The 25,897-nt window shown below is 33.1% G+C and carries 28 protein-coding genes; 15 read left to right on the top strand and 13 right to left on the bottom strand.

Translation table 11 applies throughout. From position 1 onward, the window contains the following. Positions 1 to 51 precede the first annotated feature (51 nt). The 4 genes from FEF17_RS11320 to FEF17_RS11305 form a co-directional block, all read right to left on the bottom strand. A complete protein-coding gene (locus FEF17_RS11320; RefSeq protein ID WP_139002506.1) occupies positions 52 to 390 on the bottom strand; it encodes a DUF2853 family protein in 339 nt (112 codons plus the stop codon). Positions 391 to 477: 87 nt separating this feature from the next. After that, on the bottom strand, positions 478 to 2,238 hold the full coding sequence (gene menD, locus FEF17_RS11315; RefSeq protein WP_139002505.1) for a 2-succinyl-5-enolpyruvyl-6-hydroxy-3-cyclohexene-1-carboxylate synthase: 1,761 nt from the start codon (positions 2,236 to 2,238) through the stop codon (positions 478 to 480). Between the two features lie 47 nt (positions 2,239 to 2,285). Then, a complete protein-coding gene (locus FEF17_RS11310) occupies positions 2,286 to 3,404 on the bottom strand; it encodes a chorismate-binding protein (protein WP_139002504.1) in 1,119 nt (372 codons plus the stop codon). Then, entirely contained in the window at positions 3,404 to 3,829 is a 426-nt protein-coding gene (locus FEF17_RS11305; protein WP_139002503.1) for a PaaI family thioesterase, read from the bottom strand. Before FEF17_RS11305 ends, FEF17_RS11310 begins: the two co-directional genes overlap by 1 nt. Before the next feature lie 100 nt (positions 3,830 to 3,929). On the opposite strand from FEF17_RS11305, the gene FEF17_RS11300 reads away from it, so the two are divergent. After that, on the top strand, positions 3,930 to 4,505 hold the full coding sequence (locus FEF17_RS11300; RefSeq protein ID WP_139002502.1) for a GNAT family N-acetyltransferase: 576 nt from the start codon (positions 3,930 to 3,932) through the stop codon (positions 4,503 to 4,505). Here FEF17_RS11300 and ytxJ read toward each other — a convergent pair. Together ytxJ and FEF17_RS11290 are read right to left on the bottom strand one after the other, a co-directional pair. After that, on the bottom strand, positions 4,498 to 4,887 hold the full coding sequence (ytxJ, locus tag FEF17_RS11295) for a bacillithiol system redox-active protein YtxJ (RefSeq protein WP_139002501.1): 390 nt from the start codon (positions 4,885 to 4,887) through the stop codon (positions 4,498 to 4,500). The two genes, FEF17_RS11300 and ytxJ, sit on opposite strands and share 8 nt — an antisense overlap. 99 nt (positions 4,888 to 4,986) lie before the next feature. After that, entirely contained in the window at positions 4,987 to 5,928 is a 942-nt protein-coding gene (locus FEF17_RS11290) for a glycoside hydrolase family 16 protein (RefSeq protein WP_139002500.1), read from the bottom strand. A gap of 116 nt (positions 5,929 to 6,044) precedes the next feature. Here FEF17_RS11290 and clpB point away from each other — a divergent pair, with 116 nt between their 5' ends. The 5 genes from clpB (at position 6,045) to FEF17_RS11265 (ending at position 11,826) form a co-directional block, all read left to right on the top strand. Further along, complete coding sequence (gene clpB, locus FEF17_RS11285) at positions 6,045 to 8,651, top strand: ATP-dependent chaperone ClpB (RefSeq protein ID WP_139002499.1); 2,607 nt, start codon at positions 6,045 to 6,047, stop codon at positions 8,649 to 8,651. 391 nt (positions 8,652 to 9,042) lie between these two features. Continuing rightward, positions 9,043 to 9,690, top strand: a complete 648-nt coding sequence (gene deoC / locus FEF17_RS11280) for a deoxyribose-phosphate aldolase (protein WP_139002498.1) — start codon at positions 9,043 to 9,045, stop codon at positions 9,688 to 9,690. 182 nt (positions 9,691 to 9,872) lie between these two features. After that, positions 9,873 to 10,541, top strand: a complete 669-nt coding sequence (deoC, locus tag FEF17_RS11275) for a deoxyribose-phosphate aldolase (protein ID WP_139002497.1) — start codon at positions 9,873 to 9,875, stop codon at positions 10,539 to 10,541. Positions 10,542 to 10,546: 5 nt separating this feature from the next. Further along, entirely contained in the window at positions 10,547 to 11,245 is a 699-nt protein-coding gene (deoD, locus tag FEF17_RS11270) for a purine-nucleoside phosphorylase (RefSeq protein ID WP_139002496.1), read from the top strand. 74 nt (positions 11,246 to 11,319) lie between these two features. Next, positions 11,320 to 11,826: a phosphoglycerate mutase family protein gene (locus tag FEF17_RS11265; protein WP_246046842.1), complete on the top strand. Its 507-nt coding sequence runs from the start codon at positions 11,320 to 11,322 to the stop codon at positions 11,824 to 11,826. On the opposite strand, the gene FEF17_RS11260 is transcribed toward FEF17_RS11265, so the two are convergent. Genes FEF17_RS11260 through FEF17_RS11230 form a run of 7 tightly spaced genes read right to left on the bottom strand, consistent with a single transcriptional unit; the run spans position 11,819 to position 18,873 of the window. Further along, entirely contained in the window at positions 11,819 to 12,568 is a 750-nt protein-coding gene (locus tag FEF17_RS11260) for a DUF6503 family protein (protein ID WP_246046841.1), read from the bottom strand. The two genes, FEF17_RS11265 and FEF17_RS11260, sit on opposite strands and share 8 nt — an antisense overlap. A 57-nt stretch (positions 12,569 to 12,625) precedes the next feature. Beyond that, positions 12,626 to 13,477 carry a 5-oxoprolinase subunit C family protein gene (locus FEF17_RS11255; protein WP_139002494.1) on the bottom strand — a complete coding sequence of 284 codons (852 nt, stop codon included), beginning with the start codon at positions 13,475 to 13,477 and terminating at the stop codon, positions 12,626 to 12,628. Continuing rightward, a complete protein-coding gene (gene pxpB / locus FEF17_RS11250) occupies positions 13,470 to 14,204 on the bottom strand; it encodes a 5-oxoprolinase subunit PxpB (protein WP_139002493.1) in 735 nt (244 codons plus the stop codon). The genes FEF17_RS11255 and pxpB overlap by 8 nt, the downstream gene beginning before the upstream one ends. 1 nt (position 14,205) lies before the next feature. Further along, positions 14,206 to 14,946, bottom strand: coding sequence for a 5-oxoprolinase subunit PxpA (pxpA, locus tag FEF17_RS11245; protein ID WP_139002492.1), 741 nt, complete (start codon positions 14,944 to 14,946; stop codon positions 14,206 to 14,208). After that, a complete protein-coding gene (locus FEF17_RS11240; RefSeq protein ID WP_139002491.1) occupies positions 14,946 to 16,178 on the bottom strand; it encodes an Nramp family divalent metal transporter in 1,233 nt (410 codons plus the stop codon). The genes pxpA and FEF17_RS11240 overlap by 1 nt, the downstream gene beginning before the upstream one ends. Continuing rightward, positions 16,171 to 17,286: a DUF2891 domain-containing protein gene (locus FEF17_RS11235; protein ID WP_139002490.1), complete on the bottom strand. Its 1,116-nt coding sequence runs from the start codon at positions 17,284 to 17,286 to the stop codon at positions 16,171 to 16,173. The genes FEF17_RS11240 and FEF17_RS11235 overlap by 8 nt, the downstream gene beginning before the upstream one ends. A 51-nt stretch (positions 17,287 to 17,337) precedes the next feature. Next, a complete protein-coding gene (locus FEF17_RS11230; protein ID WP_139002489.1) occupies positions 17,338 to 18,873 on the bottom strand; it encodes a YifB family Mg chelatase-like AAA ATPase in 1,536 nt (511 codons plus the stop codon). Positions 18,874 to 19,321: 448 nt separating this feature from the next. Between FEF17_RS11230 and FEF17_RS11225 the strand changes: the two genes are divergently transcribed. The 9 genes from FEF17_RS11225 to moaA are packed head-to-tail and all read left to right on the top strand — an operon-like array spanning position 19,322 to position 25,852. Next, complete coding sequence (locus FEF17_RS11225) at positions 19,322 to 20,500, top strand: molybdopterin molybdotransferase MoeA (protein ID WP_139002488.1); 1,179 nt, start codon at positions 19,322 to 19,324, stop codon at positions 20,498 to 20,500. Between the two features lie 9 nt (positions 20,501 to 20,509). Next, positions 20,510 to 20,848 (top strand): winged helix-turn-helix domain-containing protein, encoded by a 339-nt coding sequence (locus FEF17_RS11220; protein ID WP_139002487.1) that lies wholly within the window; start codon positions 20,510 to 20,512, stop codon positions 20,846 to 20,848. Beyond that, positions 20,849 to 21,589: a sulfite exporter TauE/SafE family protein gene (locus tag FEF17_RS11215; RefSeq protein WP_139002486.1), complete on the top strand. Its 741-nt coding sequence runs from the start codon at positions 20,849 to 20,851 to the stop codon at positions 21,587 to 21,589. Beyond that, positions 21,590 to 22,174, top strand: coding sequence for a molybdenum cofactor guanylyltransferase (gene mobA, locus FEF17_RS11210; protein WP_139002485.1), 585 nt, complete (start codon positions 21,590 to 21,592; stop codon positions 22,172 to 22,174). It begins immediately after the preceding gene. Further along, on the top strand, positions 22,158 to 22,391 hold the full coding sequence (locus FEF17_RS11205) for a MoaD/ThiS family protein (RefSeq protein WP_139002484.1): 234 nt from the start codon (positions 22,158 to 22,160) through the stop codon (positions 22,389 to 22,391). Before mobA ends, FEF17_RS11205 begins: the two co-directional genes overlap by 17 nt. A 5-nt stretch (positions 22,392 to 22,396) precedes the next feature. Further along, entirely contained in the window at positions 22,397 to 23,494 is a 1,098-nt protein-coding gene (gene moeB, locus FEF17_RS11200; protein ID WP_139002483.1) for a HesA/MoeB/ThiF family protein, read from the top strand. Then, positions 23,484 to 23,930: a molybdenum cofactor biosynthesis protein MoaE gene (locus tag FEF17_RS11195; protein ID WP_246046840.1), complete on the top strand. Its 447-nt coding sequence runs from the start codon at positions 23,484 to 23,486 to the stop codon at positions 23,928 to 23,930. Before moeB ends, FEF17_RS11195 begins: the two co-directional genes overlap by 11 nt. Positions 23,931 to 23,933: 3 nt before the next feature. Further along, complete coding sequence (gene moaCB / locus FEF17_RS11190) at positions 23,934 to 24,845, top strand: bifunctional molybdenum cofactor biosynthesis protein MoaC/MoaB (RefSeq protein WP_139002482.1); 912 nt, start codon at positions 23,934 to 23,936, stop codon at positions 24,843 to 24,845. Beyond that, positions 24,845 to 25,852, top strand: a complete 1,008-nt coding sequence (moaA, locus tag FEF17_RS11185) for a GTP 3',8-cyclase MoaA (RefSeq protein WP_139002481.1) — start codon at positions 24,845 to 24,847, stop codon at positions 25,850 to 25,852. The genes moaCB and moaA overlap by 1 nt, the downstream gene beginning before the upstream one ends. The last annotated feature ends 45 nt before the right edge of the window (positions 25,853 to 25,897 follow it).

Raw genomic sequence — 25,897 nt, 5'->3', positions numbered from 1 at the left:
AGAAAAAGCGTTGCAAATGCAACGCTTTAAAAACAAATCAAACCAACTAAACTAATAAGCAGATTCCTTACCAAAATGCTTAGTAAGCAAATAGTAAACTACTGCTCTGTATTTGTTTCTATTAGAACGTCCATATTGCTCCATTACAGCTGATATACCTTCATCTAGTTTAGCACCATCACTTAAGCCCAATTTCTTAATTAAGAAATTATTTTTTACCGTTGCTAGTTCTGAATCGTCAGAGCCCGATACTGTTGAAGAATCTGCATTGTAAATTGATGGTCCGCAACCAATAGTTACTTTAGTTAATAAATCCATGTCTGCATCTACACCGCACTTTTCTTTTAAATCGGCAGCATATTTAACAATAAGTTCATCTCTTTTACTCATGATTAGATAATTTTTTAAGGGTTAATATTTCAATCTTTTTAAAGATAGCTATTTATTAGACACAAGAAAAACCATTTGGTCACATCATCATTTTATAAAATTGAAATAATCTAGAAGCACCTCGTCATTAAAAACGCGAGGTGTAAATATTTCTAACAATCTAGGTTGCTTTGATTTCTTATAAAATGATTTTAAATGATCACTAAGTTCATTTTCATTTAAAGCTTTTAGATAATCAAAACCATACATCGAGCATAAATGTTCTGCGGTTAATTCATGCTTGGTCTCAAAAAACTCATCAAAATTATCAGTGTTCTTATGACCTGGTAGAATTCGAAAAATTCCACCACCACCATTGTTTATTACAATTATCTTAAAATTACTAGGGATATGACTATTCCATAAAGCATTACTATCATAAAAGAAACTCAAATCTCCAGTAATAAATATAGTGGGCTTTGTATTTATGGCCGCACAGCCAATAGCTGTAGAAGTACTTCCATCGATACCGCTTGTTCCTCTATTACAAAAAACCTGAATTGTTTTATTTAATTTAAAAAGTTGCAAATAACGTATTGTAGAGCTATTTCCCGCTTGTAATATAGAATTTGCAGGTAACGATTTTACCAACGCACTAAATACTTTAAAATCACTAAATGGTAGCTCATTTAAATATTGTGCGTGCTTTTCCAATCGATGCTTCTTCACCGAAGTCCAATGTTCCTTGTAATTACTTTTGGCGTAATGTGTGATTCTAGGAAGAAAAATTTCAAAAAAGGTATTTGGACTTATCTCCAAATGATTCGATAAGCAAAAGAACGTATCGTTAGCACTTATTTCATCGATATGCCAATGCGCTTTTGCTTGGAACTTTCGTAAAAGTGCTTTTATTTTTTTTGAAACTATCAATCCACCAAAAGTCAATAATAAATCAGGTTGTAACTCTTTTTGTTCTTTCTCTGTTAACGGTGCAATAATTTGATCAATACTTGAGAAAAAATTGGGGTGATTAATGTTAGATGTCGTTTCGGTTAAAACAATAACACTGTCATCTTTATCTAATTCGTCAAGCCACTTCTGTTCAATAGCGTTAGGCGCATTAGAGCCAACTAGAATCATCTTCTTTTGGGCAGACACCCAAGTATCTAAACATTCCATTATTGTATAATCATCTAACTGTATCAACTTTCTTTGAATATCAACTAACTTAGGAGCAATACTTAAAGCTGCTTCAGTCTCATATAACGGCTCATCGAAAGGAACATTTACATGAACAGGACCTTTTTTATGAATAGCATAATTAATTGCAACGTTAAGCTCTTCTTCGTTGTAAATCTGAATATCTTTTTGCAAACCTAAAAAACGTTCTAACTTATTCTCAAGGTTCTTCATTATGGGTAATTCTTGCGCTGGAGGAATGTTTTTTTCGTCTTTTAAATCTAATTTTAAATTGGCTGAATATAAAATATGTTTTTCGAAAACATGTTTTTGATTGATGGTTTGCCCATCTCCTATTCCAATAAGATGCTTTGGTCTATCTGCGGATAAAACAAGCAAAGGAATATTACTATAAAATGCCTCAGCAACCGCAGGGTAATAATTAAGTAAAGCGCTTCCCGAGGTGCAAACAACGGCAGTTGGCTCTCCCAATTGTTGGGCAATACCAATTGCAAAAAAGGCGGCACAGCGTTCATCTACGATACTATAGCAGGTGAAAAACCTATCATTTGTAAATCCAATCGTTAAGGGTGCATTTCTACTACCTGGAGAGATAATAATATGTTTAATGTTTTTTGCCTTACAAAGTTGCACAACGGTTTGTGCTAATGGAATTTTAGGGTAAATCATCTAATTATAATGAATAAGTAAAAGTAACAAAACACATGTAAAACACCTTAATTTAAGACGCTTTTAATTACTAACGACTTTGATACTGTTTCTTCCCATTCCTTCTCCGGGTTTGAAGTTTCGGTAATACCACCTCCTATATAAATGAGAGCCTGTTTATCTTTAATTTGCATACACCTTAAGTTAACATATAATTGCGTGCTTTTCTTAATAACTGTATAAGCTCTATTCTCTATATTTCTTTTACTGGCTCTAGGACTCCTATTGTTTTCTAGATTCAACTCTCCCAAAAAACCAGTATAAAATTCACGATTATAATTTTCGTTCTCTAAAATAAATTGTTTCGCTTTATTCTTTGGATAACCGCAAACAGCAGGTGTTGGATGTAATGCTGAAATTAAATCTGTTAAAGTGGAATTTCGTTTTAATTTAGCAGTAACTATTGTTTTTAAATGAAGTAAATTACCTGCTTTAACCGTAACAGTTTCTGAAATATTTGAATTTTCAACCAATGGTTTTAAATTCTCTACAATAAAATCGGTTACAACTTTTTGTTCATGTACTTCCTTTTGTCGCCACGTTACGTCCAAAGATCCTTTAAATTCTTGTGTACCTGCTAGTGCCATAATAGAAAAACGTTTTCCTTCTATTTTAATTAATGTTTCTGGAGTTGCACCAAGCCATAATCCTATTCTTGGATGATACCAACAATACACAAAAGCAGATTTATAAGTTTTCAAAAGGTTTTTAAAAACATCTATGGTGTTTCTATTTTCAATATCTATTATTTCTTTTCTGGAAAGCACAACTTTTTTGAAAGCCTTTTGTTTAATGGCTTCTATCCCCTGTTTTATAAGAATTATATGCTGTTGTTTTTGCAGACTATCTTCATTTTTTACAAGGTCAGAGAGTTTTTCAATATTTGAAAAATTAAACAAAAGATTAATCTTTTCAGACTTTTCCAGTGGTATTAATATAGTGTCATCTAGATTATTAAAAGGAGAAAAAATAAAGCCTTTTTCTTGAAAATTTATAGTCTTATATACCCTATTATCAGATTGTAAAAACGCATTAACCTCATTCAAATTAGGTTTTCTATAAGCCACAAAGGGAAGGCTTTTATCGAAATGATCTTGAAGATTACCAAAAAACTGATTATCAGTCATTATTTCTTTCTAGGTAATGAAACGGTTGTTAATTTACAGAGTGAAATAAGGTTATTATCTTCATCGGTAATTTTTATCTCTAATAATTGTGTTGTTCTACCTTTGTGTATAAACTTAGCTTTGGCGAACACATGGCCTTCTCGAATACTTTTAATATGATTAGCACTTATTTCTATACCTCTAACAAAATAATTCTTAGTATCAAGCAAAAGTTCAGCAGCAAAGCTCCCGGTCGTTTCGGCTAAAGCAACAGTAGCACCACCATGTAGGACGCCATCCGGCTGATGCACTCTTTTATTAACGGGCATTTTACCTATTACATAGTCATCGCCAAAATCAATCATTTCAATTTCTAAAGTCTCCATTAAGGTATCCTTAGTAATAGAATTAGCGCGCCGTAAAATTTCTTTTTTCGATAATTGCATTAAAAATGTTTTACTGAATGGGGTAAAAATACAAAATGCCTATTACGGTTAAAACAATTGCGATAACTAATTTATCTTTGTTGCTACTTTTAATTTTTATATGAATATACCAACGCTTGAAAATCATTTTGTAAAACTATCTCCCCTAAGTCTTAGTAATTATAAAAACTTGATAGACATTGCACAGGAAGAAAACTTAGTTCAATATTCTCCTAGTAAAATTGACACTGAAGAAGATTTATTGGCTTATGTTCAAACGGCTATTGATGGTATAACCCAAAAAACTACCATACCTTTTATAGTTTATGACAAAAGTAAAAAGGCATATGCTGGAAGCACACGTTTCGGGCTTATTAATTGGAAAAACAAAGTATTACATATTGGTTGGACTTGGATAGGTAATGAGTTTCAAGGTTCCGGATTGAATACACAAATGAAATTTTTAATGCTACAATATGCTTTCGAAACGTTAAATTTTAATAAAGTTGAATTTCGCGTAGACAAGCGCAATGTGCGCTCAAGAAAAGCTGTTGAAAAACTTGGAGCTAAGCTTGAGGGAATTCTAAGAAAGGATACTTTGATGTTAGATGGGTTTAAGCGAAGTACTTGTTGCTATGGTATTCTAAAAGAGGAATGGACAGTTATAAAATCTTCAACTTTTTCCAGTTTTATATGAACCTACTTAAATCAATATTATTCACTTCTCCGTGTGACGCATGTGCCACTGCTGTGCCATTCTTAATAACCAAAAGTTGCGGCGATTCATGAATGACTTGAAATTTATAATAAACTTCATTAGAAACTTCTCTAAAATTTATTAAATCTAAATAATATAAATCTAAATCTTTCTCTCTGAAATTATAAGCATCCACAAACTGTCTCATAACCATAGAACTAATACCACAACGTGTTGAATGTTTAAAAATAACCTGAGTTTTTTTATTGGATTTTTCCTCGATATGATTTAATTGCCCTAAATTATTCAAGGTAATCCATGGCAAAACATATTCTTCCTTAATTTCAGCAGAGTCTCCAAAAATTTTATTTAATAATCCCATGTGCTAAAAGTCGAATTTTATTCTGAAGCTTACAAAAGTAATTTAATAACCCAATAATATATTAGGTCAGTCATGTTAATGTTAAACAGATGAAACGTATTATTTGTAAACCCTAACATAATCTATTTCCATAATATCATGAGTAAATTCAGAGTCAATTTCTGCGGCAAGATTACCGCCCATAGCTACATTGAGCAATATATAAAATTCAGCATGATATGGCTTTTCCGTAGGCATCTCATTAACCAAAGTATCATCTATATAAATACGCATTGATTTTGAATCCCATTCCAAAATGTAATCATGATAATTTTCAGAAGCATCTATATTTGTTAAAGGCACGCTCTTAGAATTCATTTGATATTTCTCACCATTGTGCCAATGCCATGTTGCCAAAGTTTCGGTTTTTAACTTATTAGGTTCCATAATATCAATTTCTCCACATAAAGGCCAAATAGTATTTCCAAATCCTTCGCCGTGCCAATAACCTCCATTTTCGCTAATGTTCTTCCCTAATAGCCAAATTGCTGGCCATGTACCGGCAACCGATGGTAATTTAGCTCGTACGACCACTTTTCCGTATTTAAAAGCAAATTTTGAGTTTAGTCTAGCCGAAGTATATTGTTTTTCTTGACTTTGATCTTTATAGTGCTCCTTAATTGCTTTTATTTTCAATGTACCATTATTAACATAAGAATTTGCAACTCTGTTTGTATAATGCTGTTCTTCATTGTTTGCCCAACCAGAACCAAAAATTAACTTCGTTTGATGATGCCATTTTGTTTTATCAACCTCACCGCTATCATCAAACTCGTCGGACCAAACTAATTTATTGAATTTGGAATCAACATCACTTATAACAACCTCTTCAACCGATTGAGCATAAAAAATATTAGAGAATTGAAAAAGAAACAATAATACAATAGTAGAAAAACGCATATTAGATAATTTTTGAATTCTTTCAAATATAGACTTCACAGATTGATTTAAAAAAAATTCAACCCATACATTAACCAAACAGCCATGAGCAAATTTTTTCATATCATAAAACAGGACAAAACGTCACTAATTACAATGGCTTTAAAGACATTTTGTCTTGTTACAGTGCTTGGTAAGGTTATTGACTTTTAGGTAATGAAAAGAAAAATTTACATCATATGAACCCAAATAATTATACAATAAAATCACAAGAAGCTATCCAACAAGCGCAGCAAATTGCGCAGGGTTATAGCCATCAACAAATTGAAAATGAGCATCTTTTTAAGGGTGTTTTTGAAGTAGATGAAAACGTACTGCCATTTCTCTTAAAAAAATTAAATGTTAATGTATCAATACTAAAGCAGGCCTTAGATAAACAACTTGAAAGTTTTTCGAAAGTCTCTGGAGCCGACCTTATGCTTTCACGTGAAGCCGGAAAAACTCTAAATGAGGCATCAATTATTGCAAAAAAAATGAAAGATGACTTTGTGTCAATTGAGCATTTAATATTAGCTGTTTTTAAATCAAACAGCAAAATAGCACAAATGTTAAAGGATCAGGGAGTCACTGAAAAAGGTCTAAAGGCTTCCATTGAAGAATTACGTAAAGGTGAAAATGTAACCTCACAAAGCCAAGAAGAAACTTATAATTCGCTTGGTAAATACGCTAAAAACTTAAACCAATTGGCAAGAGATGGTAAGTTAGATCCCGTTATTGGTCGCGACGAGGAAATACGCAGAATATTGCAAATTCTATCCCGCAGAACCAAAAACAACCCCATTTTGGTTGGTGAACCTGGAACAGGTAAAACAGCCATTGCTGAAGGTTTAGCCCACAGAATTATAGACGGCGATATTCCAGAAAACTTAAAAGATAAACAGATTTTTGCTCTAGATATGGGAGCTCTTATTGCTGGAGCCAAATATAAAGGTGAGTTTGAAGAACGTTTAAAAGCGGTTATTAAAGAGGTAACAACTAGCGATGGAGACATCGTGTTGTTTATAGATGAAATCCACACTTTAGTTGGCGCCGGAGGCGGACAAGGTGCAATGGATGCAGCAAACATCTTAAAACCTGCTCTTGCTCGCGGCGAGCTTCGTGCTATAGGTGCTACTACACTAGATGAATATCAAAAATATTTCGAGAAAGATAAAGCCTTAGAGCGTCGTTTTCAAAAAGTCATGGTTGATGAGCCTGATACTGAAAGTGCAATTTCAATTCTTAGAGGTATTAAAGAAAAATACGAAACACATCATAAAGTACGCATTAAAGATGATGCTATAATCGGAGCTGTAGAGCTCTCTACAAGGTATATTACAAATCGTTTTTTACCAGATAAAGCTATTGACTTAATGGATGAGGCTGCTTCAAAGCTCAGAATGGAAATTAATTCTAAACCAGAAGAGCTCGATGTTTTGGATAGAAAGATTATGCAATTAGAAATTGAGATTGAAGCTATTAAGCGTGAAAAGGATGAAGCAAAACTAAAATCACTTCGTTCAGATTTGGCTAATTTAAAAGAACAACGCAATGAAATAAATGCAAAGTGGAAAAGCGAAAAAGAAGTAGTTGATAATATCCAAAACACAAAGCAAGATATTGAAAACTATAAGTTAGAAGCGGAAAAAGCAGAACGCGAAGGTGACTATGGTAAAGTTGCAGAGTTGCGTTATGGAAAGATAAAAGAAGCTCAAGAGCATCTTGAAAACTTCCAAAAGCAACTTCAAGAACAAGCGGAAGACTCTTTAATAAAAGAAGAAGTCACTTATGATGATATTGCAGAGGTAGTTGCAAAATGGACAGGGATACCAGTAACCAAAATGGTTCAAAGTGAACGTGAAAAATTGCTAAAATTAGAAAACGAGCTTCACAAGAGAGTTGTAGGTCAAGAAGAAGCTATAGTTGCCGTAAGCGACGCTGTAAGACGCAGTCGAGCAGGTCTACAGAATCCACAAAAACCAATAGGAACGTTTTTGTTTTTAGGCACTACTGGTGTTGGAAAAACAGAATTAGCAAAAGCTTTAGCAGAATATTTGTTTGATGACGAAAACGCCATGACCCGAATAGATATGAGCGAATATCAAGAACGTCATGCTGTGAGTAGATTAGTTGGAGCTCCTCCTGGTTATGTTGGATATGATGAAGGTGGTCAATTAACAGAAGCAGTTAGGCGGAAACCATATTCTGTGGTACTCTTGGACGAAATAGAAAAAGCGCATCCAGATACATTTAATATTCTTTTACAAGTTTTAGATGAAGGACATTTAACAGATAACAAAGGACGTGTAGCAGATTTTAAAAACACCATTATTATAATGACCTCGAACATTGGAAGTCATTTAATTCAAGAGCGATTTGAGGCAACTAAAGATTTAGAATCTGCAATTGAATCGGCGAAAATTGATGTCCTTGGTTTATTAAAACAAAGTGTAAGACCTGAATTTTTAAATAGAATAGACGATATCGTAATGTTTTCACCTCTAAGTAAAAAGGACATTCTTGAAATCGTAAGGCTGCAACTAAAGTCTGTTACAAAGGTTATCGCACAACAAGGTATTACCTTTGATGCTACAGAAGAAGCAATAAGCTATTTAGCTAAAAAAGGATATAATCCAGAGTATGGAGCAAGACCTGTTAAAAGAGTCATTCAAAAAGAGGTATTAAATGCTCTAAGCAAAGAAATTTTATCGGGTAAAATAACGACCGATAGTATTATACTTCTTGATGCGTTCGATGATAATTTAGTTTTCAGAAATCAAGGAGACCTTGTAACTGAAGAATTTTAAAAAATAATAGACTCAATTTGTAACAATTCTTCATACAAACAGTCTATTAGTTGGTTGGTTAGTTGAAAAGCAACGTAAATCTATTTTCTTAGGTAAGCGTTGCTTTTCTTATTTAATCTAATCAGAAGTGATTTCTTTGTTTCTAGACGAAAAAACCAAAAAAATCGTTAAAAATCATAAAACTTAGCCAAAATGCAATATTTTGATAACAAACAAGTTAAATAATTTGAGTTTGCAGTTCGTCGAAAATAAGTTTCTATAAGACATTTTAACAAGATAAATTTATAACTTGGTAACATGTAAGGCCCCAAACTCTACATAAATTTTATTAATTAATAGCAATTCTATTTCCTGATTTATTATGAAATAGATAAAAAACCTACTTATAATAATGAACATATCCAAGTACATTGATTACACCCTACTAAAATCTACAGCAACAGAACGTGAAATCATAGATCTATGCTATGAAGCAAAAAAGAACAATTATTATGCAGTTTGTGTTAATAGTTCTTACGTTGCACTAGCTAAACAATTACTTTTAGGCACCAGTATTAAGGTTTGTACAGTTGTTGGGTTTCCATTAGGAGCAATGACAACACAAGCTAAAGTATATGAAGCAAAAAAAGCCATCGAAGACGGAGCGAGTGAAATTGACATGGTTATTAACCTTGGCTTTCTTAAAAGTAAGAATTATGTTTCCGTTTTAAAAGATATCACTGATGTCAAATTAGCTATTGGAAACACACCTTTGAAAGTTATTCTTGAGATTTCTGAAATAAGTAAAAACGAAGTTATAAAAGCATGCGAAATATGTTTAGATACAAGGGCAGATTTTATAAAAACATCTAGCGGTTTTACTAAAAGTGGAGCAACTTTAACCGCCATAAAAATAATTAAGAAAACTGTCAAAGATGAAGTAAAAATAGTAGCTTCTGGAGGAATAAATGACATTGAAACTGCATTAAAATTTATTGATGCTGGTGTGCATAGAATTAATACCTCTGTAGAATTGAAAGCAGAATCTGTTTCGGTTTAAATAATTAAAAATTAATATTTTAAAATGCCCAATTCACACAGCATGTTTGTTGGGCATTTTTATTTAATTGATTTCCGTTTATCTCATTAGTGTGTGGACATTTAGAATCTTAAACTAAAACATGACAAAGATGTTTTTTACTTAGATTTATTTAGAAAAATAAACTTAACTTTAACAGATATATGAAACCATTAAATCAATACATAGATCATACCCTTTTAAAAGCTACTGCTACTATATTGGATATTAAAAATTTATGTAATGAAGCTAAGAAACATGAGTTTTATTCTGTTTGCGTGAATAGTTGTTATGTTTCATTAGCGAAAGAGTATTTAAATAATTCATCCATAAAAATTTGCAGTGTCATAGGATTCCCTTTAGGAGCTATGTCAACTCTTTCTAAAGTAAAAGAAGCCAAACAAGCTTTAAATGACGGTGCCGATGAAATTGATATGGTGATAAACATAGGGTTCTTAAAAAGTAAAGATTTTGATAGTGTCTGGAAAGACATAGAAGCTGTAAAAAACATAATGCCAAATAACATTTTAAAAGTCATATTGGAAACCTGTTATTTGAATGAGCTTGAAATAATAAAGGCAAGTGAATTAGCCATACAAAGCGGTGCAGATTATATAAAAACCTCTACGGGTTTTGGAACTGAAGGCGCTACTTTAAATGACATAAAATTGATGAAATCTGTAATAAATAATGGTAATACCAAGATTAAGGCATCAGGCGGTATACGAGATCTTAAAACCGCCATGGAATATATAAATCTTGGTGTTAACAGATTGGGAACATCTTCTGGAATTGCCATTATTACTGGTAATTCGTCGAATTCAAATTATTAAAATTTATGAGTGTACATATTGAAGCCAAAAAAGGTGAAATTGCTGAAACTATTCTATTACCAGGAGATCCACTACGCGCCAAATGGATAGCAGAAACATTTTTTGAACACCCAAAGTGTTTTAACAAAATACGAGGAATGTTAGGGTATACAGGAACATTTAATGGAAAAGCAATTTCTGTTATGGGCACAGGAATGGGGGTGCCTTCAATATCAATATACGCTCATGAACTTATTTCTGATTATGGAGTAAAAAACCTAATACGCGTAGGAAGTGCTGGGTCTTACCAAGAAGATGTCAAAATACGTGATATCGTTTTAGCGATGGCAGCGTCGTCCAATTCTGGAGTCAATGAATTACGGTTTGGAGGAGCGGATTATGCACCAACAGCAAATTTTAAATTATTTCAAAAAGCAGTTGAAGCAGCCAAATTTAAAAACATTGAGTTAAAAGCTGGTAATGTATTTACCTCGGATGAATTTTATGCCGACGACTTCGAATCTTATAAAAAGTGGTCGAAATTTGGGGTCCTTTGTGTTGAAATGGAAACAGCTGGGTTATATACGGTAGCGGCTAAGCATAATGTTAATGCTTTATCAATTTTAACCATTTCTGATTCTTTAGTTACTGGCGAACGTACCACAAGTCAAGAAAGAGAAACTACCTTTAAAGATATGATTGAGATTGCAATAGAATTAGCTTAATATTTATATTTAAAAAAAACTAAACTTATAACTACAATCACTTGGATTCTGTATAACAAGCAATTTAACTTATTATGAAAAATATACTAGCATTATTAATTCTTTTAATTACTTGTTCATCATTTTCTCAAAATGATTACGATCTAAAAACTTCCAATTATTATTTTATCAGACATGCCGAAAAAGATAAAAGTGATAGTACCGATAGAAACCCACATCTAACAGATAAAGGTCTTTTACGTGCAGAAAAATGGTCAGAAGTTTTTAAAAATATTTCATTTGATGCCATTTACTCCACGGATTTTTTTAGAACACGTGAAACTGCTTTACCTAGTGCTTCCAAAAACAAAATAGAATTAACCATTTACAACCATAAATCATTAAAAACTGAAAAATTCTTAAAAGAAACAAAAGGAAGTAATGTTCTAATTGTTGGACATAGCAATTCAACACCTAGTTTTGTAAATTCAATATTAAAGAAGGATAAATACAAACAAATTGAGCATAATAATAACGGAAATTTATACATCGTTACAATTAACGGAACTGCTATTACGGATAAATTGCTGTTTATTAATTAAGAGGTTTAACTACAATATTTTCGAGTTCAATTTTAGAAAGTAATTTTAACTCATTATTTTTAAGAAACTTATCTAAGTCTTTTAAAAAAACGCCCTTTTTTTTAGGTTTATAATTATTATAATCTATAAAACGGATACCCTCCAAATAACGCTCATTAAATGCTTCACGAAAACGAAGTCCAATCTCATCATTCGATTCAAGATAAGAGTAAGCTAAATAGTCTGTTTTAAAAGATTTTGAATTTATCCAATAGACAAAAATGTCTTCATAATCTTGCCCTCCACCTTCTTGATCAAAGGTTACTTTAACTTTATAATACTCTGAATTATTTATTGTTGATTTTCCGATATATGTTTTATTTACCGCAGGATCGTTCAAACTATAGGGCAATAAAGAAAAATAATGCACCGAATTTACTGAGGCAGAATATCTCGGAATCATCGAATCTGCAACCTTTACTAGACTATCGTTTATAAAACGATCATATCCAGAATTGCTTAAAATATCAAAAACAGAATCTCCATCTTTTAAGGTCATTCTTATATAAGTAAATTGACCGTTGTCTCGAATGGCCTTATAAGTTCTATTTCTGAAATCGAATGTTATATCGGAGGATTTAATTATTTCGCCACCTGTAACCTCAATAGACTTATTTACAATAAATTCCACATCCACAGGTTTCTCCAAATTACAAGACCATAGAAAAAATAAACTGAACAAAATGTAAAGACTTAATCGCATACCTTTGGTTTGTATGTAAAACTATATAATCCTTTCTAGAAATATTATAAAGTTTTGCTAAAACTGTATTAGCTTAAACCTAATATTATTCCCAGTAAATTTCTGTGATAAAACATTAATAGCCATATTTTTTAACTGTAGCACTCTTGGATAACCTCCTGTTGTTTGGCAATCACGCATTAAAATAATTAGAGTCCCAGAAGGTGTCAGTTGAACTGTTCCAGGAAGAACAGGCGATGTTATTATAGGTTTCAAATTATTTACAAGCTTATCGTTTAGTTGATATGCCATTCTATTATTGTTTTTTGAAATTGTAAATTCTGAATTTAATAATTTATTCTGCTGAATTTCAGTGAGTAATTGAAATTCTGGCCCTTTAAAAACCTCGATAGTAATATCATTAATATAATCACTTTTAACTCTTAATGAAGCATTAGTATTATATGTTGTTGGACTTATTACATTTATATCTAAGGCATCTCCTTTCTTAATATTTGTCTGCTCTGTTATGCCCCTATACATGCTATAACTACCCATTACTCTTTTTGCCTTAAAACCTCCAAAAACGGCCAAATAAGCCCTAAAGCCTCTATTCAATTTCCCAAAGCTCAATACATCTCCTTCTTTAATATGAACAACTTGATTGTTTCTGATTTGAATTTTATTTAGATTAGGATTCATATCTGCTCCAGTGATACAAATTAAAGTAGAACAATTAAATTCAAAAGTTGCACCAGTCATGGTTATTTCTAAAACCGCCACTTCACTTTTATTACCCAATAATGCATTAGCCAGCTTACCTGCATAAGCGTCCATAGTCCCCGAAACCGGAACGCCGAAAGCTTGACCACCAATACGACCTATATCTTGGATACTTGAATAAAATCCAGGTTTTAATACTTTAATCATTGATTATCTCACTTTCTAATTGGTAAACACCAGCTTCTACTAACGTTTTTATTTCTCTAAACTTTTCAGTTGTCACGGAATAGAATTTAATAAAATCTCCAGCCTGGGCAAAACAAGGCTTTTCATGTTCGATATTAAAAAAATTTATTGGTGAATTACCAATTATATGCCATCCTCCAGGACTTTGGCTAGGATAAACCCCTGTTTGTTTTCCACCAATAGCTACAGCTCCTTTTGCAATGTTTAATCTAGGTGTTGCCCTTCTAGGTGTATGAAGTACTTCTTCCAGCCCTCCTAAATATAAAAATCCAGGTAAAAAACCAACGAAATAAATTAAGTAATCCACTTTGGTATGCAGGTTAATAATATCGTCTACATTAAGCTTTTTAGCTTCAGAAAGTTCCTCCAAGTCAATTCCAAATGAACTGTCATAACAAACAGGAACTTTCCATAACAACGCAGACTTTGATAAATTATCCTTATTTGAATTATATAGATCTTTTAAAACTTTAACTTCATTATAATATTTGAAATCGTATGTCTCATAATTGATTAATAACGAGCAATATGCATGGTTTAAATAAACTTGATAATCTTTATAATATTCAAGTAGTGACTGCTTAAAATTCAAGATATTATTTAATACATCCTTATGAATTATCTGAGGCCATTCTATAAGAATAGCGGATTCACCAAAACGTTTGAACGACAATTCATAATTCGACATATTAAAGAATTTGAATATTATTTTCTAATAATCGTAATCTCAAACTTTTCAACAGTTTTATAGCCTCAGGATTATCCCCATGTACACAAAACGTATGTGCTTCAATATGAATATGGGCACCGTTAACTGTTTTTACCTTTTTATTTTTTATCATCCCATAAACATGATTAAACATATCTTCTGAATCTGAAATAATAGCGTTCGAATACTCACGTGAAACAAGACTTAAATCATCATTGTAATTTCTATCGGCAAAGGCTTCATAAATAATGGGGATATTGTTCTTTTGAGCCATTACAGCAATTACCGAACCATAGGGTACATAAAGATAAATAGGTAAGGCAAAACACTTCATAAGTTCTACAATTACATTTGCCGTTCTTTCATCTTTTGCAGCCAAATTATAAAGTGCTCCATGAGGTTTAATATGGTGCAACGCTGCGTTTGCATGTTTCAAGTGGTTTAATAGTCGATTTGTTTGATCTTCTAGCGATTTAAATAAAGCTGCACAAGAAATATCCATTGGCTTTCTTCCAAAACCCTCTTTATCTGGAAATGAAGGGTGCGCCCCAATTTTAACGCCATTTTTCTTAGCTTCTTTAATAACTTTAACCATTGTCTCATTATCCCCTGCATGACCACCGCATGCAATGTTACACGAAGAAACTAATGGTAGCAATTCCGATTCATTGCCTATGCCCTCTCCTACATCAGCATTAATATCAACTATAAGATTATTCACTAAAATAAATTAAGTTGAAGCACTTTATTAAGCGCCACAATGGATAATAATAAACTGATAACTAAGATAACAAATCCTAATAAGTTTTGTTTTAAACTATTCTTATAAACTCCGAGTGCACTTTCCTTATTCATAACCCATAGCAAAAATCCAGCAATAATAGGTAAAAGAATACCATTAGCTATTTGTGCAAACTTGATAATAGTAATGGGTTTGATATTGAGCGATGAAAACAACACCCCTAAAACTAAAATAAATATCCAAACTGCTCTAAACTTTCTTGAACGCAAATTTGTTTTCCACCCTAAACAACCACTTGCTACATAGGCTGCTGCCAAAGGAGCTGTTATGGCACTTGTAATACCAGCTGCGAACAACCCGATTGACAAAAAGTATTTAGCAAAACTTCCAAAAACTGGTTCTAAGCCTTTAGCCAAATCAGAAGCATTATTAATTTGGAACGAATCAATGGAAGCTGCAGATACTATAATACACATAGAAACTAAGCCACCTAAAATAATGGCTATAAACGTATCTTTTCTAGCATATTGTAAGTCGCTCTCACCTTTCCATTTCTCTTTTACTAATGAAGCATGCAAAAACAAGTTATAAGGTACAACCGTAGTACCAATTAAACCCAAAATAGTTAATAAACTTTCCTTTGGAAAATTAGGGATAAAGGCACCTTCAAAAACCTTGAAAAGATTCGGTTTAGTTATTATTGCTGAAAACAAAAATGATAAACTCATTAAAATCACCAGAAAAACCAAAACCCTTTCGAGTACTTTATAATTTCCTATATACAATAAAATGAATGCAATGCATCCTATGGTAAGACTTAATAAATTCAATGAAAAATCACCAAATGCAATAAACTGATGACCAACTATAGTTTCTAATCCTAAAACACCACCAGAGATATTACCGGCTTCGTAGGCAGCATTACCTATTACGATTGCTGAAAGTGTTAAAACAATGGCAAACCCTTTTAATATAGGATGCTTTATTTCTGATCTTAAAATTTCTGCAAGACCCTTTTGAGAAATAATGCCTAATCTTGCCGCCATTTCTTGTAAAACAATAGTAGCTATTATAGATAGCGTCATAGCCCAAAGCAATGCAAACCCAAATCCAACACCAGCAAGCGTACAAACTGTAACCGTACCAGGGCCTATAAAAGCAGCTGCTATTAAAGGGCCAGGTCCAATATTACGAAACCATTTTTTAATCATTCTGCGATGCATTAAGCGCATAAATAGCAAAGCTACCTAGCCAGTGTCCACCTTCGTAACTGTCGCCAAAAATACTAGGTAGTGAATAGTTGATATGCTTGTTAGCTAAGTTTTTAAGATGATTATACTCTGGTAAATCTTCTGCTATTTTATATAGATCCCAAGCCCTTGAAAAGTTTACACCATCTAAATGTACCAATTGTCCATCGGTTCTATCAGAAACTATCCCTACTTCAAGATTGTAGTTTGGATCTTTTAATTGAGGCAAAAAGGTATTAATCCATTCTCTAAAGTCTTCTTTAGATAACAAGCGCTTCATTAAAGAGCCTTCTTCTAAACACGGGGACAAAAAATCACTACCACTCGGCTCCCATGTTATCGGGCAGTTTTTATCATTTTGGTAAAAGTATAAGGCACGCTCCCGAATGACATTTTTAAGATCTTCATTATTGACAGTTTCTGCATAATCATACGCGAACGATACACCAAAAGCAGTATTAGTATGCGTACCGACCCGCTGTGGGTAGTTCAATTTAGGAAGAAAGGCAATATATTTTTCAACCAGTAAATCGGTTAAAGGTTGCATATTCATTTCCAATTCTCTTGCTACCAAATCATCCCAGGTATGAAGTTCTTCTGCTAATTTTAGTAACCACGCCCATCCATAGGTACGCTCGTAAGATTTATTATGTTTGCCTTGAAAATAGGCTACTTCCGCATCAATATTTTCTTTTGAAATATTGCTCAGTAAACGCTGTTTTATTTCCTCTGCATTTTCAAGATTAGGAAAGGATTTTAGTAGGCTTACCAAACTCCAATGACCATGCACAGAAGAATGCCAATCGAAACAACCATAAAAAGCGGGATGCAAGGTTGTAGGTGGTTTTAAATCCTCATTACCGCCTAAAGTCTGGGATAGCCTGTTCGGATATTCTGTGTTAATACAGTGTAATGGTAAGGCCGCTAATTTATTGGCTTGTTCTAAATTAAGAATAGGTTTTTCTACAATTTCGACTTTTGAAGGTGCAGCAATTTCTTGCTTTTCTTTTTTTGGATTACATCCGAAAATTGAAAATTGCAGTATGACAATGAATATAAAATTCTTCATATTTCTTTTTTTAAGATATCGACTACTCCTTGTTAATTAATCATAATATACTTACCCCAACCAACCTTCTCTATCCAAACTTCTATATTGAATAGCTTCACTTATATGAGATCCATTTACATATTCAGAATCCTCAAGATCTGCTATTGTACGTGAAACTTTTAAAATCCTATCATACGCTCTAGCGGATAAATTCAATCGTTCCATAGCTGTTTTGAGTAATTGCTTTGAGGCTTCATCCAAAACACAATATTTTCGAATTTGTTTGGTATTCATTTGAGCATTGTAATGCACCGTTTCCGAATCTTCGAAGCGGTTACTTTGTATATCTCTGGCAGCCGTGACACGTTTTCTTATTTCAACAGAAGTTTCACCTTTTCTATCGTCTGATAATTTATCAAAGGGAACGGGCGTTACTTCGATATGTATGTCAATTCGATCTAATAAAGGACCAGAAATTTTACTCAAATACCGTTGCATCTCTGCTGGACTGGACGTTACCGGTGCATCAGGATCGTTAAAATATCCTCCTGGACTAGGATTCATACTAGCCACCAACATAAAAGACGACGGATAGGTTACTGTGAACTTCGCCCGCGAGATAGTCACTTCTCTATCTTCTAAAGGTTGCCGCATGACTTCCAACACGCTCCGCTTAAATTCGGGTAGTTCATCTAAAAACAAAACACCATTATGAGATAGAGAAATCTCTCCTGGTTGTGGGTAAGCCCCACCGCCTACAAGGGCAACATCCGAAATTGTATGATGAGGACTACGAAAAGGACGCTGCGCCATCAATCCTGTATCTTTTACGCGTCCCACAACAGAATGAATCTTTGTTGTTTCTAATGCTTCATGTAAAGTCATTGGTGGCAGAATGCTTGGTAATCGCTTTGCTAACATGGTTTTACCAGCTCCTGGCGGACCAATTAAAATAATATTGTGGCCACCAGCGGCAGCAATTTCCATACAACGTTTTATACCTTCCTGTCCTTTTACATCGGCAAAATCGAATTCAGGATAGTTTAAATTTTTTTCAAACTCTTTTCGAGTATCAATTATTGTTTGCTCTAATGGTGTTCCTTTATCGAAGTAGTCAATAACTTCCTTTATATTCTCCACCCCATAGACTTCTAAACTGTTTACAATAGCCGCTTCTTTTGCATTTACTTTTGGGAGTATGAATCCTTTAAAACCCTCTTCCCTAGCCTTAACTGCAATAGGTAATGCCCCTTTTATTGGTTGTAAACTACCATCAAGAGACAATTCACCCATAATTAAATATTTTTCTAAGTTCTCTGTCTTAATTTGACTTGAAGATGCCAAAATCCCAATAGCTAAAGTTAAATCGTAAGCCGAACCTTCTTTGCGCAAATCGGCAGGTGACATATTAATGATAATTTTCTTCCCTGGGATTTTATATCCATTATTCTGAAGAGCAGCTGCAATACGATAGTTACTTTCTTTAATGGCATTGTCGGGCAACCCAACTAAATGATATCCAATGCCATTATCAACGTTTACCTCAACAACTATGGTGGTAGCTTCAACACCGAAAACGGCACTACCAAAAACTTTTTTAAGCATATAATTTCTTTACTGTTTAAATGTAAGAAATGTATTTAAACTAGCGAATGTAATTTTGTATGATATTTTTACCCAGAGTTTAATATACCTCAGTTTTAAGGTTAATATAGCAAACATATTGATTAATCCCGCTGTTGTTGTTTTGGTAAGACTAAAGTATCTTTGATATGCTATTAATTAATTCCGAAGGGGGAATTTAAAAAAACCCATAACTCTGTATAAATATTTATACAGAGTTTTTTTATGTAAAAAAATCCCGCCGAAGTGGGATGTTAAAACTGGAATTTTTAAATAAGTAATAAAACTCAAAAAATAACTTCTCATACCTTGAACATTAGTTTGTTTTAAGAATCTAAAAGTTCCACAGTGCACATTAGGAAAATCTAACAAAGAAAGTAATAAACAAAATCAATTCGTTATATTTGATTGGATATAACGAAAATTTCTAATGATTTCCATTTCTACAGCTATCTCTATTGTAAAACAAAACGGCAAACCGTTACTACAATCGACTATAAAAAAGGTTGAAAAAGCTGGTGGATACGAGTTGTTTGAAGATGTTTTATCACCGATAAACATGCCTCCTTTTAGGCAATCAGCTATGGACGGGTATGCTTTGAATTTGCACGACAACTTATCTTATAAACTAATTGGAGAAGTTAAGGCTGGTGACGGTCATGAACCTCAATTAAAAAAAGGAGAAGCCGTTAGAATATTTACAGGTGCACCTGTTCCTGAATCGGCAAATGTCGTTATGATGCAGGAAAAAGTGGCTATTGATGGTGAAACCATTAGAATTTCAGAACAAATTCCATTAGAGCATAATATTCGTCCGTTAGGTGAACAAGTAAAAGCTGGAGCTATTGCTTTAAAAAAAGGCACAAAGTTGACTCCTGCTGCCATTGGGTACTTGATTTCTCTTGGCATCTATCAGGTTTCGGTTTTCAAAAAGCCGAATATTGCAATTGTTACTACTGGAAATGAATTAATAGATGCTGGAGAAGATTTGCCTTATGGGAAAATCTACGAAAGCAATTCGAAAATGCTCTTGAGTGCGCTTTATAATTTAAAGTTTTACGATGCTACCCTTTACAAAGTTGAAGACGATTATACTAAAACTGTTAAAACGCTTAAAGGTGCTATAGGTAATAATGATTTGGTGTTAATTACGGGCGGTATCTCAGTTGGAGATTATGATTTTGTTGGTAAAGCGTTAAGAGAATTACAAGTTGAAGAACTCTTTTATAAAGTAAAGCAAAAACCTGGTAAGCCTTTATTTTATGGAAAAAAAGAAGACACCCAAGTATTTGCACTTCCTGGGAATCCAGCAGCAGCATTATCTTGCTTTTATGTATATGTGTATATCGCTTTACAACAAATGATGCATCGTAAAGATTTAGAATTACCAAGAATAAAGGCTAAAGCTATAAACGGTTTTGTAAAGAAAGGTGATAGACCACAATTTTTAAAAGGCATTTATAACGATGGGCAAATTGAAATTTTAGATGGACAAAACTCATCAATGTTACAAACATTTGCGCTTTCAAACGCTTTAGTTTTTGCACCTGAAGATATAAGCACTATTAATATTGGTGATGCATTAGAAGTGATATTATTGCCACAATAATTTAGTAATATGAGTTATAAAATAAAAAGTCGCATTTGGATTGAATCGGAAGACAATGTGCTTCTGGGAGAAGGACGTGTGCATTTGCTTAAAGCTATTGATGAAACTGGATCTCTTTCTAAAGCTGCAAAATCACTAAATATCTCTTATAAAAAAGCGTGGCAACTTTTAGACTCTGTAAACAAATCGGCTAAAAAACCAGTAACTATAAATAGCATTGGTGGCAAAGGAGGTGGTGGCGCACAACTTACAAAATATGGGAAATCATTGATTAAAGCATTTGATGAAATTAATAAGAATTGTTGGGCGTTTTTGGATGAACAACTAAGTAAAATTGAACATCTTTAAATGCTTCAAACCGAAAACATATATCTTTTTTTAATCATTCTACCTGTAGTTTCCTTTTTATACTCAAGCGTAGGACACGGCGGTGCAAGTGGGTATTTAGCGCTAATGGCTTTGTTTTCATTTGCTCCAGAAAGCATGAAACCTACAGCATTATTGCTTAATATTTTTGTTGCTGGAATTTCGTTCTACTACTATTTTAAAGCAGGACATTTTAATAAGAAACTGTTTATCTCATTCGCCATAGCTTCTATTCCGTTGGCTTATTTAGGAGGCACAATTGACGTTGATGCTTCTATTTATAAAAAGATTTTAGCTGTTTTATTAATCTTCGCTATTCTTAAAATGCTAAATGTGTTTGGAAAAGAAAGTGATAATACAAAGCAAGTTAAACTATGGCAAGGATTAATTGTTGGCGGCATAATTGGTTTCTTTTCAGGACTTATTGGCATTGGTGGCGGGATTATATTAACACCAGTAATCCTGCTATTACATTGGGGTAAAATGAAAGAAGCTGCAGCGGTTTCAGCATTGTTTATTTGGGTAAATTCAGCGGCGGCTTTAATAGGTCAATTGAGTAGTGGCGTTTCAATAAAAAAAGACGCTTTTGTGCTAGTAGCTATCGCGTTAATTGGTGGTGTTTTAGGAGGGTATTATGGTAGTAAAAAAATCAACAATCAGCGTCTAAGATATATATTGGCTTTTGTATTAATTATAGCTTGTGCTAAATTATTTTTCACCTAAATGATAGATAAAACCAACATAACCGGCATTATTCTAGCTGGAGGAAAAAGCTCAAGAATGGGTTCTGATAAAGGGTTTTTAATGCTAAACAATAAACCTTTTGTACAATACAGTATTGATGCTTTAAAGCCTTTAGTTTCTGAAATCATTATTGTTTCAGATGTCTCAGAATATGATGCTTTCGGATTAAAACGCATAACGGATATTACCAAAGACGCAGGTCCTGTTTCTGGTATTTATTCAGGATTAGAAGCTTCAAAAACTGAATGTAATTTCATTTTGAGTTGTGATATCCCACTGATAACTTCTGAAGTACTACAATTATTAGCGAATGCCATCGATGATACTTCTGATATTATCCAAGTTGAAAGTAATGGTAAATCTATGCCTCTAATTGCGCTTTACAAAAAGCGTATTAAGGATACATTCAAAAGCTTTATAGAACAGGATGAACGGCGATTGAGAGTCGCTATAAAAAGTTGTAATTATAAAAATGTTGTTTTATATGAAGCATATCAAAATGCTACATTAAATGTGAATACAAAAGAAGAATTTAAACAAATTGAAGATGCTTATTACGATTAAATATTTCGGACAAATTGCAGAAGTTACTCAAAAAGAAGAGGAGCAATTAGAAGTTTCTAAAGGCAGTGTTTCAGGGCTTTTAAATACCCTGAATACTAAGTATTCAGATTTAAAAAACAAAGATTTTCAAATAGCGCAGAATCAAGAGTTAGTGGATTTAGATACGGAATTAACTGGAGCGGAAATCGCTTTATTGCCACCATTTGCCGGAGGATAAAACAAATGAATAGATACAGCAGACATATCATTTTATCAGAAATCGGACAAGAAGGTCAGGATAAAATTTCCAATGCAAAAGTTTTGGTTATTGGTGCTGGTGGTTTAGGATGCCCTGTGTTGCAATACCTTACCGCTGCTGGTGTTGGTACTATTGGAGTTATAGATTTTGATGTGGTTGAACTTTCAAATTTACAGCGTCAGGTGCTCTTTGGAACTTCATCTCTGGGAAAAAATAAAGCCATTGCAGCACAAGAACGTTTGCAAGATTTAAATAGTGATATTTCAATAATTGCTTACCCAGAACCACTCACCTATCAAAACGCAATTAACCTTTTTAGAGAATACGATATTATCGTTGATGGTTCAGATAATTTTGAAACGCGTTATTTGGTAAATGACGCTTGCATCATTACAAATAAACCGCTAGTCTTTGGAGCCATTTATAAATTTGCAGGACAGGTTTCTGTTTTCAATTATAAAAATGGACCAAGTTACCGATGCCTCTTCCCTAACCCACCGCAAAAAGAAGCCGTTCCTAATTGCTCTGAAATTGGTGTTTTAGGAGTGCTTCCTGGAATAATTGGTAGTATGCAAGCCAACGAAGTTCTAAAAATCATTTTAGGTATTGGTAATTTGCTTTCAGGGAAATTGCTTTGCTATAATGCTATGACATCCCAAACGTCAACTTTAAAAATAAACAGAAACGAAACTAGTATTCAATCTGTTTTAGATGAGCAAGATAGTTTTGAGAATAAGCGTCTCATTATTGACTGTCAAATTGAAGTCATGGAAGTTTCAATATCCGAGATGATTTCAGAAAAAAACGTTCAGTTTATTGATGTTAGAGAGATACACGAACAACCCAAAGTAAACCATTTAAAGGTTACTTATATTCCATTAAGTGAATTAGAAACTAGTTTACATAAAATTGATTTATCAAAAAAGAAAGCTCTTTTTTGCAAATCGGGAATGCGCAGTAAAAATGCCGTAAAAGTATTGCAAGAATTAAATATTAACAACTGTTTTAGTATACCTCAAGGCGCTTCAGAAATTAACAATTATTTAAAAGAACATAATAAAATACTATCTAATGAAAGATAAAAAACCAATGAAAAGTGTTTTTAAAGCAGGTGCTATAACTTCAGAGTTTATAGGGAATTCTATTTACAAGCATCAAACTAAGACTAGTATAGGTGCACATAATATTTTTCTCGGACAAGTACGTGCAGATGATATTAAGGGTAAAACGGTTTCCGCTATTGAATATACTGCTTATGAAGATATGGCAAATCAAAAATTCCATGAGGTACGAGAATCGGCTTTTGAAAAATTTGATTTAACATGTATGCATATTTACCATAGCTTAGGTACCGTAAAAGCAGGTGAAATTTGTCTTTTTGTGTTTGTGTCATCACCAAGACGAAAAGTAGTTTTTGAAGCTTTAGAGTTTATAGTTGAAGCCATTAAAGCTGATGTTCCTGTTTTTGGAAAGGAAATTTTTGAAGATGAAAGTCATCAATGGAAATTAAATAGTTAAATTATGGTAGACATCACACACAAAAATACAACACTAAGAACTGCAGTAGCCCAAGCTATTGTTAAAGTAAGTAAACCTGAAACTATCTCCGCAATTGAAAATGATACTGTTCCAAAAGGCAATGTATTTGCCATGAGTAAAGCTGCTGGTTTATTAGGCGTAAAACGCACTCCAGATATTTTGCCAGATTGCCACCCTTTGCCTATAGAATTTACAGGTGTGGAGTACAAAATTGATGGTCTAGAAATTACTGTATTATTTACCGTAAAAACCATTTACAAAACTGGCGTTGAAGTTGAAGCGATGCATGGTGCTAGTGTTGTAGCATTAAATATGTATGATATGCTAAAACCTATAGATAAAGGCATTGAAATACACGCCATTAAACTTTTGAAAAAGAAAGGTGGGAAATCTGATTTCAAAGACACCTTTAGAAAAGACTTAACAGCTGCTGTTGTGGTTTGTTCTGACTCTATTTCCGCAGGTCATAAAGAAGACAAAGCTGGAAAAGCTATAATTAACAAGCTTGAAAGTTGTAATGTAAAAATCTCTGAATATGTTATAATTCCTGATGAAGCTGAAAATATTCAGCAAAAAGCAAGAACTTACCAGGAACAAGGTATCGATATGATAATTTATACTGGTGGAACAGGATTATCAGGAAGAGATGTTACTCCAGAAGCGCTTCTTCCCATATTAGACAGACGAATACCAGGCATTGAGGAAGCCATCAGAAGCTACGGTCAAGAACGTATGCCATTTGCCATGTTATCAAGAAGCGTTGCAGGTACCATTGGTCATACTTTAGTTTTAGCTTTACCAGGCTCAACTAATGGCGCAAAAGAATCAATGGATGCTATATTTCCAGCGATACTACACAGTTTTAGAATTTTAAAAGGTGCTAGACACGATTAATGAATAAACAACAAAACATATTACAAGATTCTCACGGTAGAGATCACGCCTATTTAAGGATTTCTTTGATAGAACGTTGTAATTTAAGATGCACTTATTGTATGCCTGAAGAAGGTGTAAAATTATCGCCTAAAAGTCATTTAATGACTTATGAGGAAATTTATGAAATCGCCAAAATTTTTGTGGACAATGGCGTTACCAAAATTCGATTGACTGGCGGAGAACCCTTAATTAGAAAAGATATTCCTGTAATCTTAGCGATGCTTTCTTCGCTTCCAGTTGAATTATCTATTACTTCAAACGCTGTAATCATTGATAAGTTTATCGATGTACTTAAAGTTAACGGCGTGAATAAAATAAATGTGAGTTTAGATTCTTTAGACGCTTTAAAATTTAAACATATCACACGTCGTCAAAAATTTCAAAAAGTTTACGACAACATTTTGTTACTTGTTAAAGAAGGATTTACTGTTAAAGTCAATGCTGTTTTAATAAAGGAATTTAATGATAATGAAATTATTGATTTTATCAATTTCACCAAGAATTTACCTATTTCAGTTAGATTTATAGAATTTATGCCCTTTGATGGTAATAAATGGGATATGAGTAAAATGGTTTCTTATGCAGAAGTAATGAGTTGTGTAAATAAAGCATTTTCAGAAAATAAAATAGAACGTTTACAAGATGCTCCAAATGACACCTCTAAAAATTATAAGATAAAAGGATATGAAGGTTCTTTCGCCATTATAAGCTCTGTGACTAATCCGTTTTGTGATTCTTGTAATAGACTACGATTAACCGCTAATGGTCAATTAAAAAACTGTTTGTTTTCCTCAACTGAATCAGATTTATTAACCTCATTTCGTGCAGGAAAACCTATTGAACCTATTATTCAAAAAGCGGTTAAGTTGAAACTTAAAGTTCGTGGTGGTATGAATACTTTAAAAAAGCTACAAGAACCTAAATTTCATAACAATAATAGAAGTATGATTACAATTGGAGGATAGATGTTTAATTATTTCTAACTATTCTTCTAAGAAGGTTATAAAACG

The organism is Hyunsoonleella aestuarii (genome assembly GCF_006148925.1).
Classification (GTDB): Bacteria; Bacteroidota; Bacteroidia; order Flavobacteriales; family Flavobacteriaceae; genus Algibacter_D; species Algibacter_D aestuarii.
Note: the sequence above shows the minus strand (reverse complement) of the source record. Positions and strands in the feature narration are given on the sequence as shown.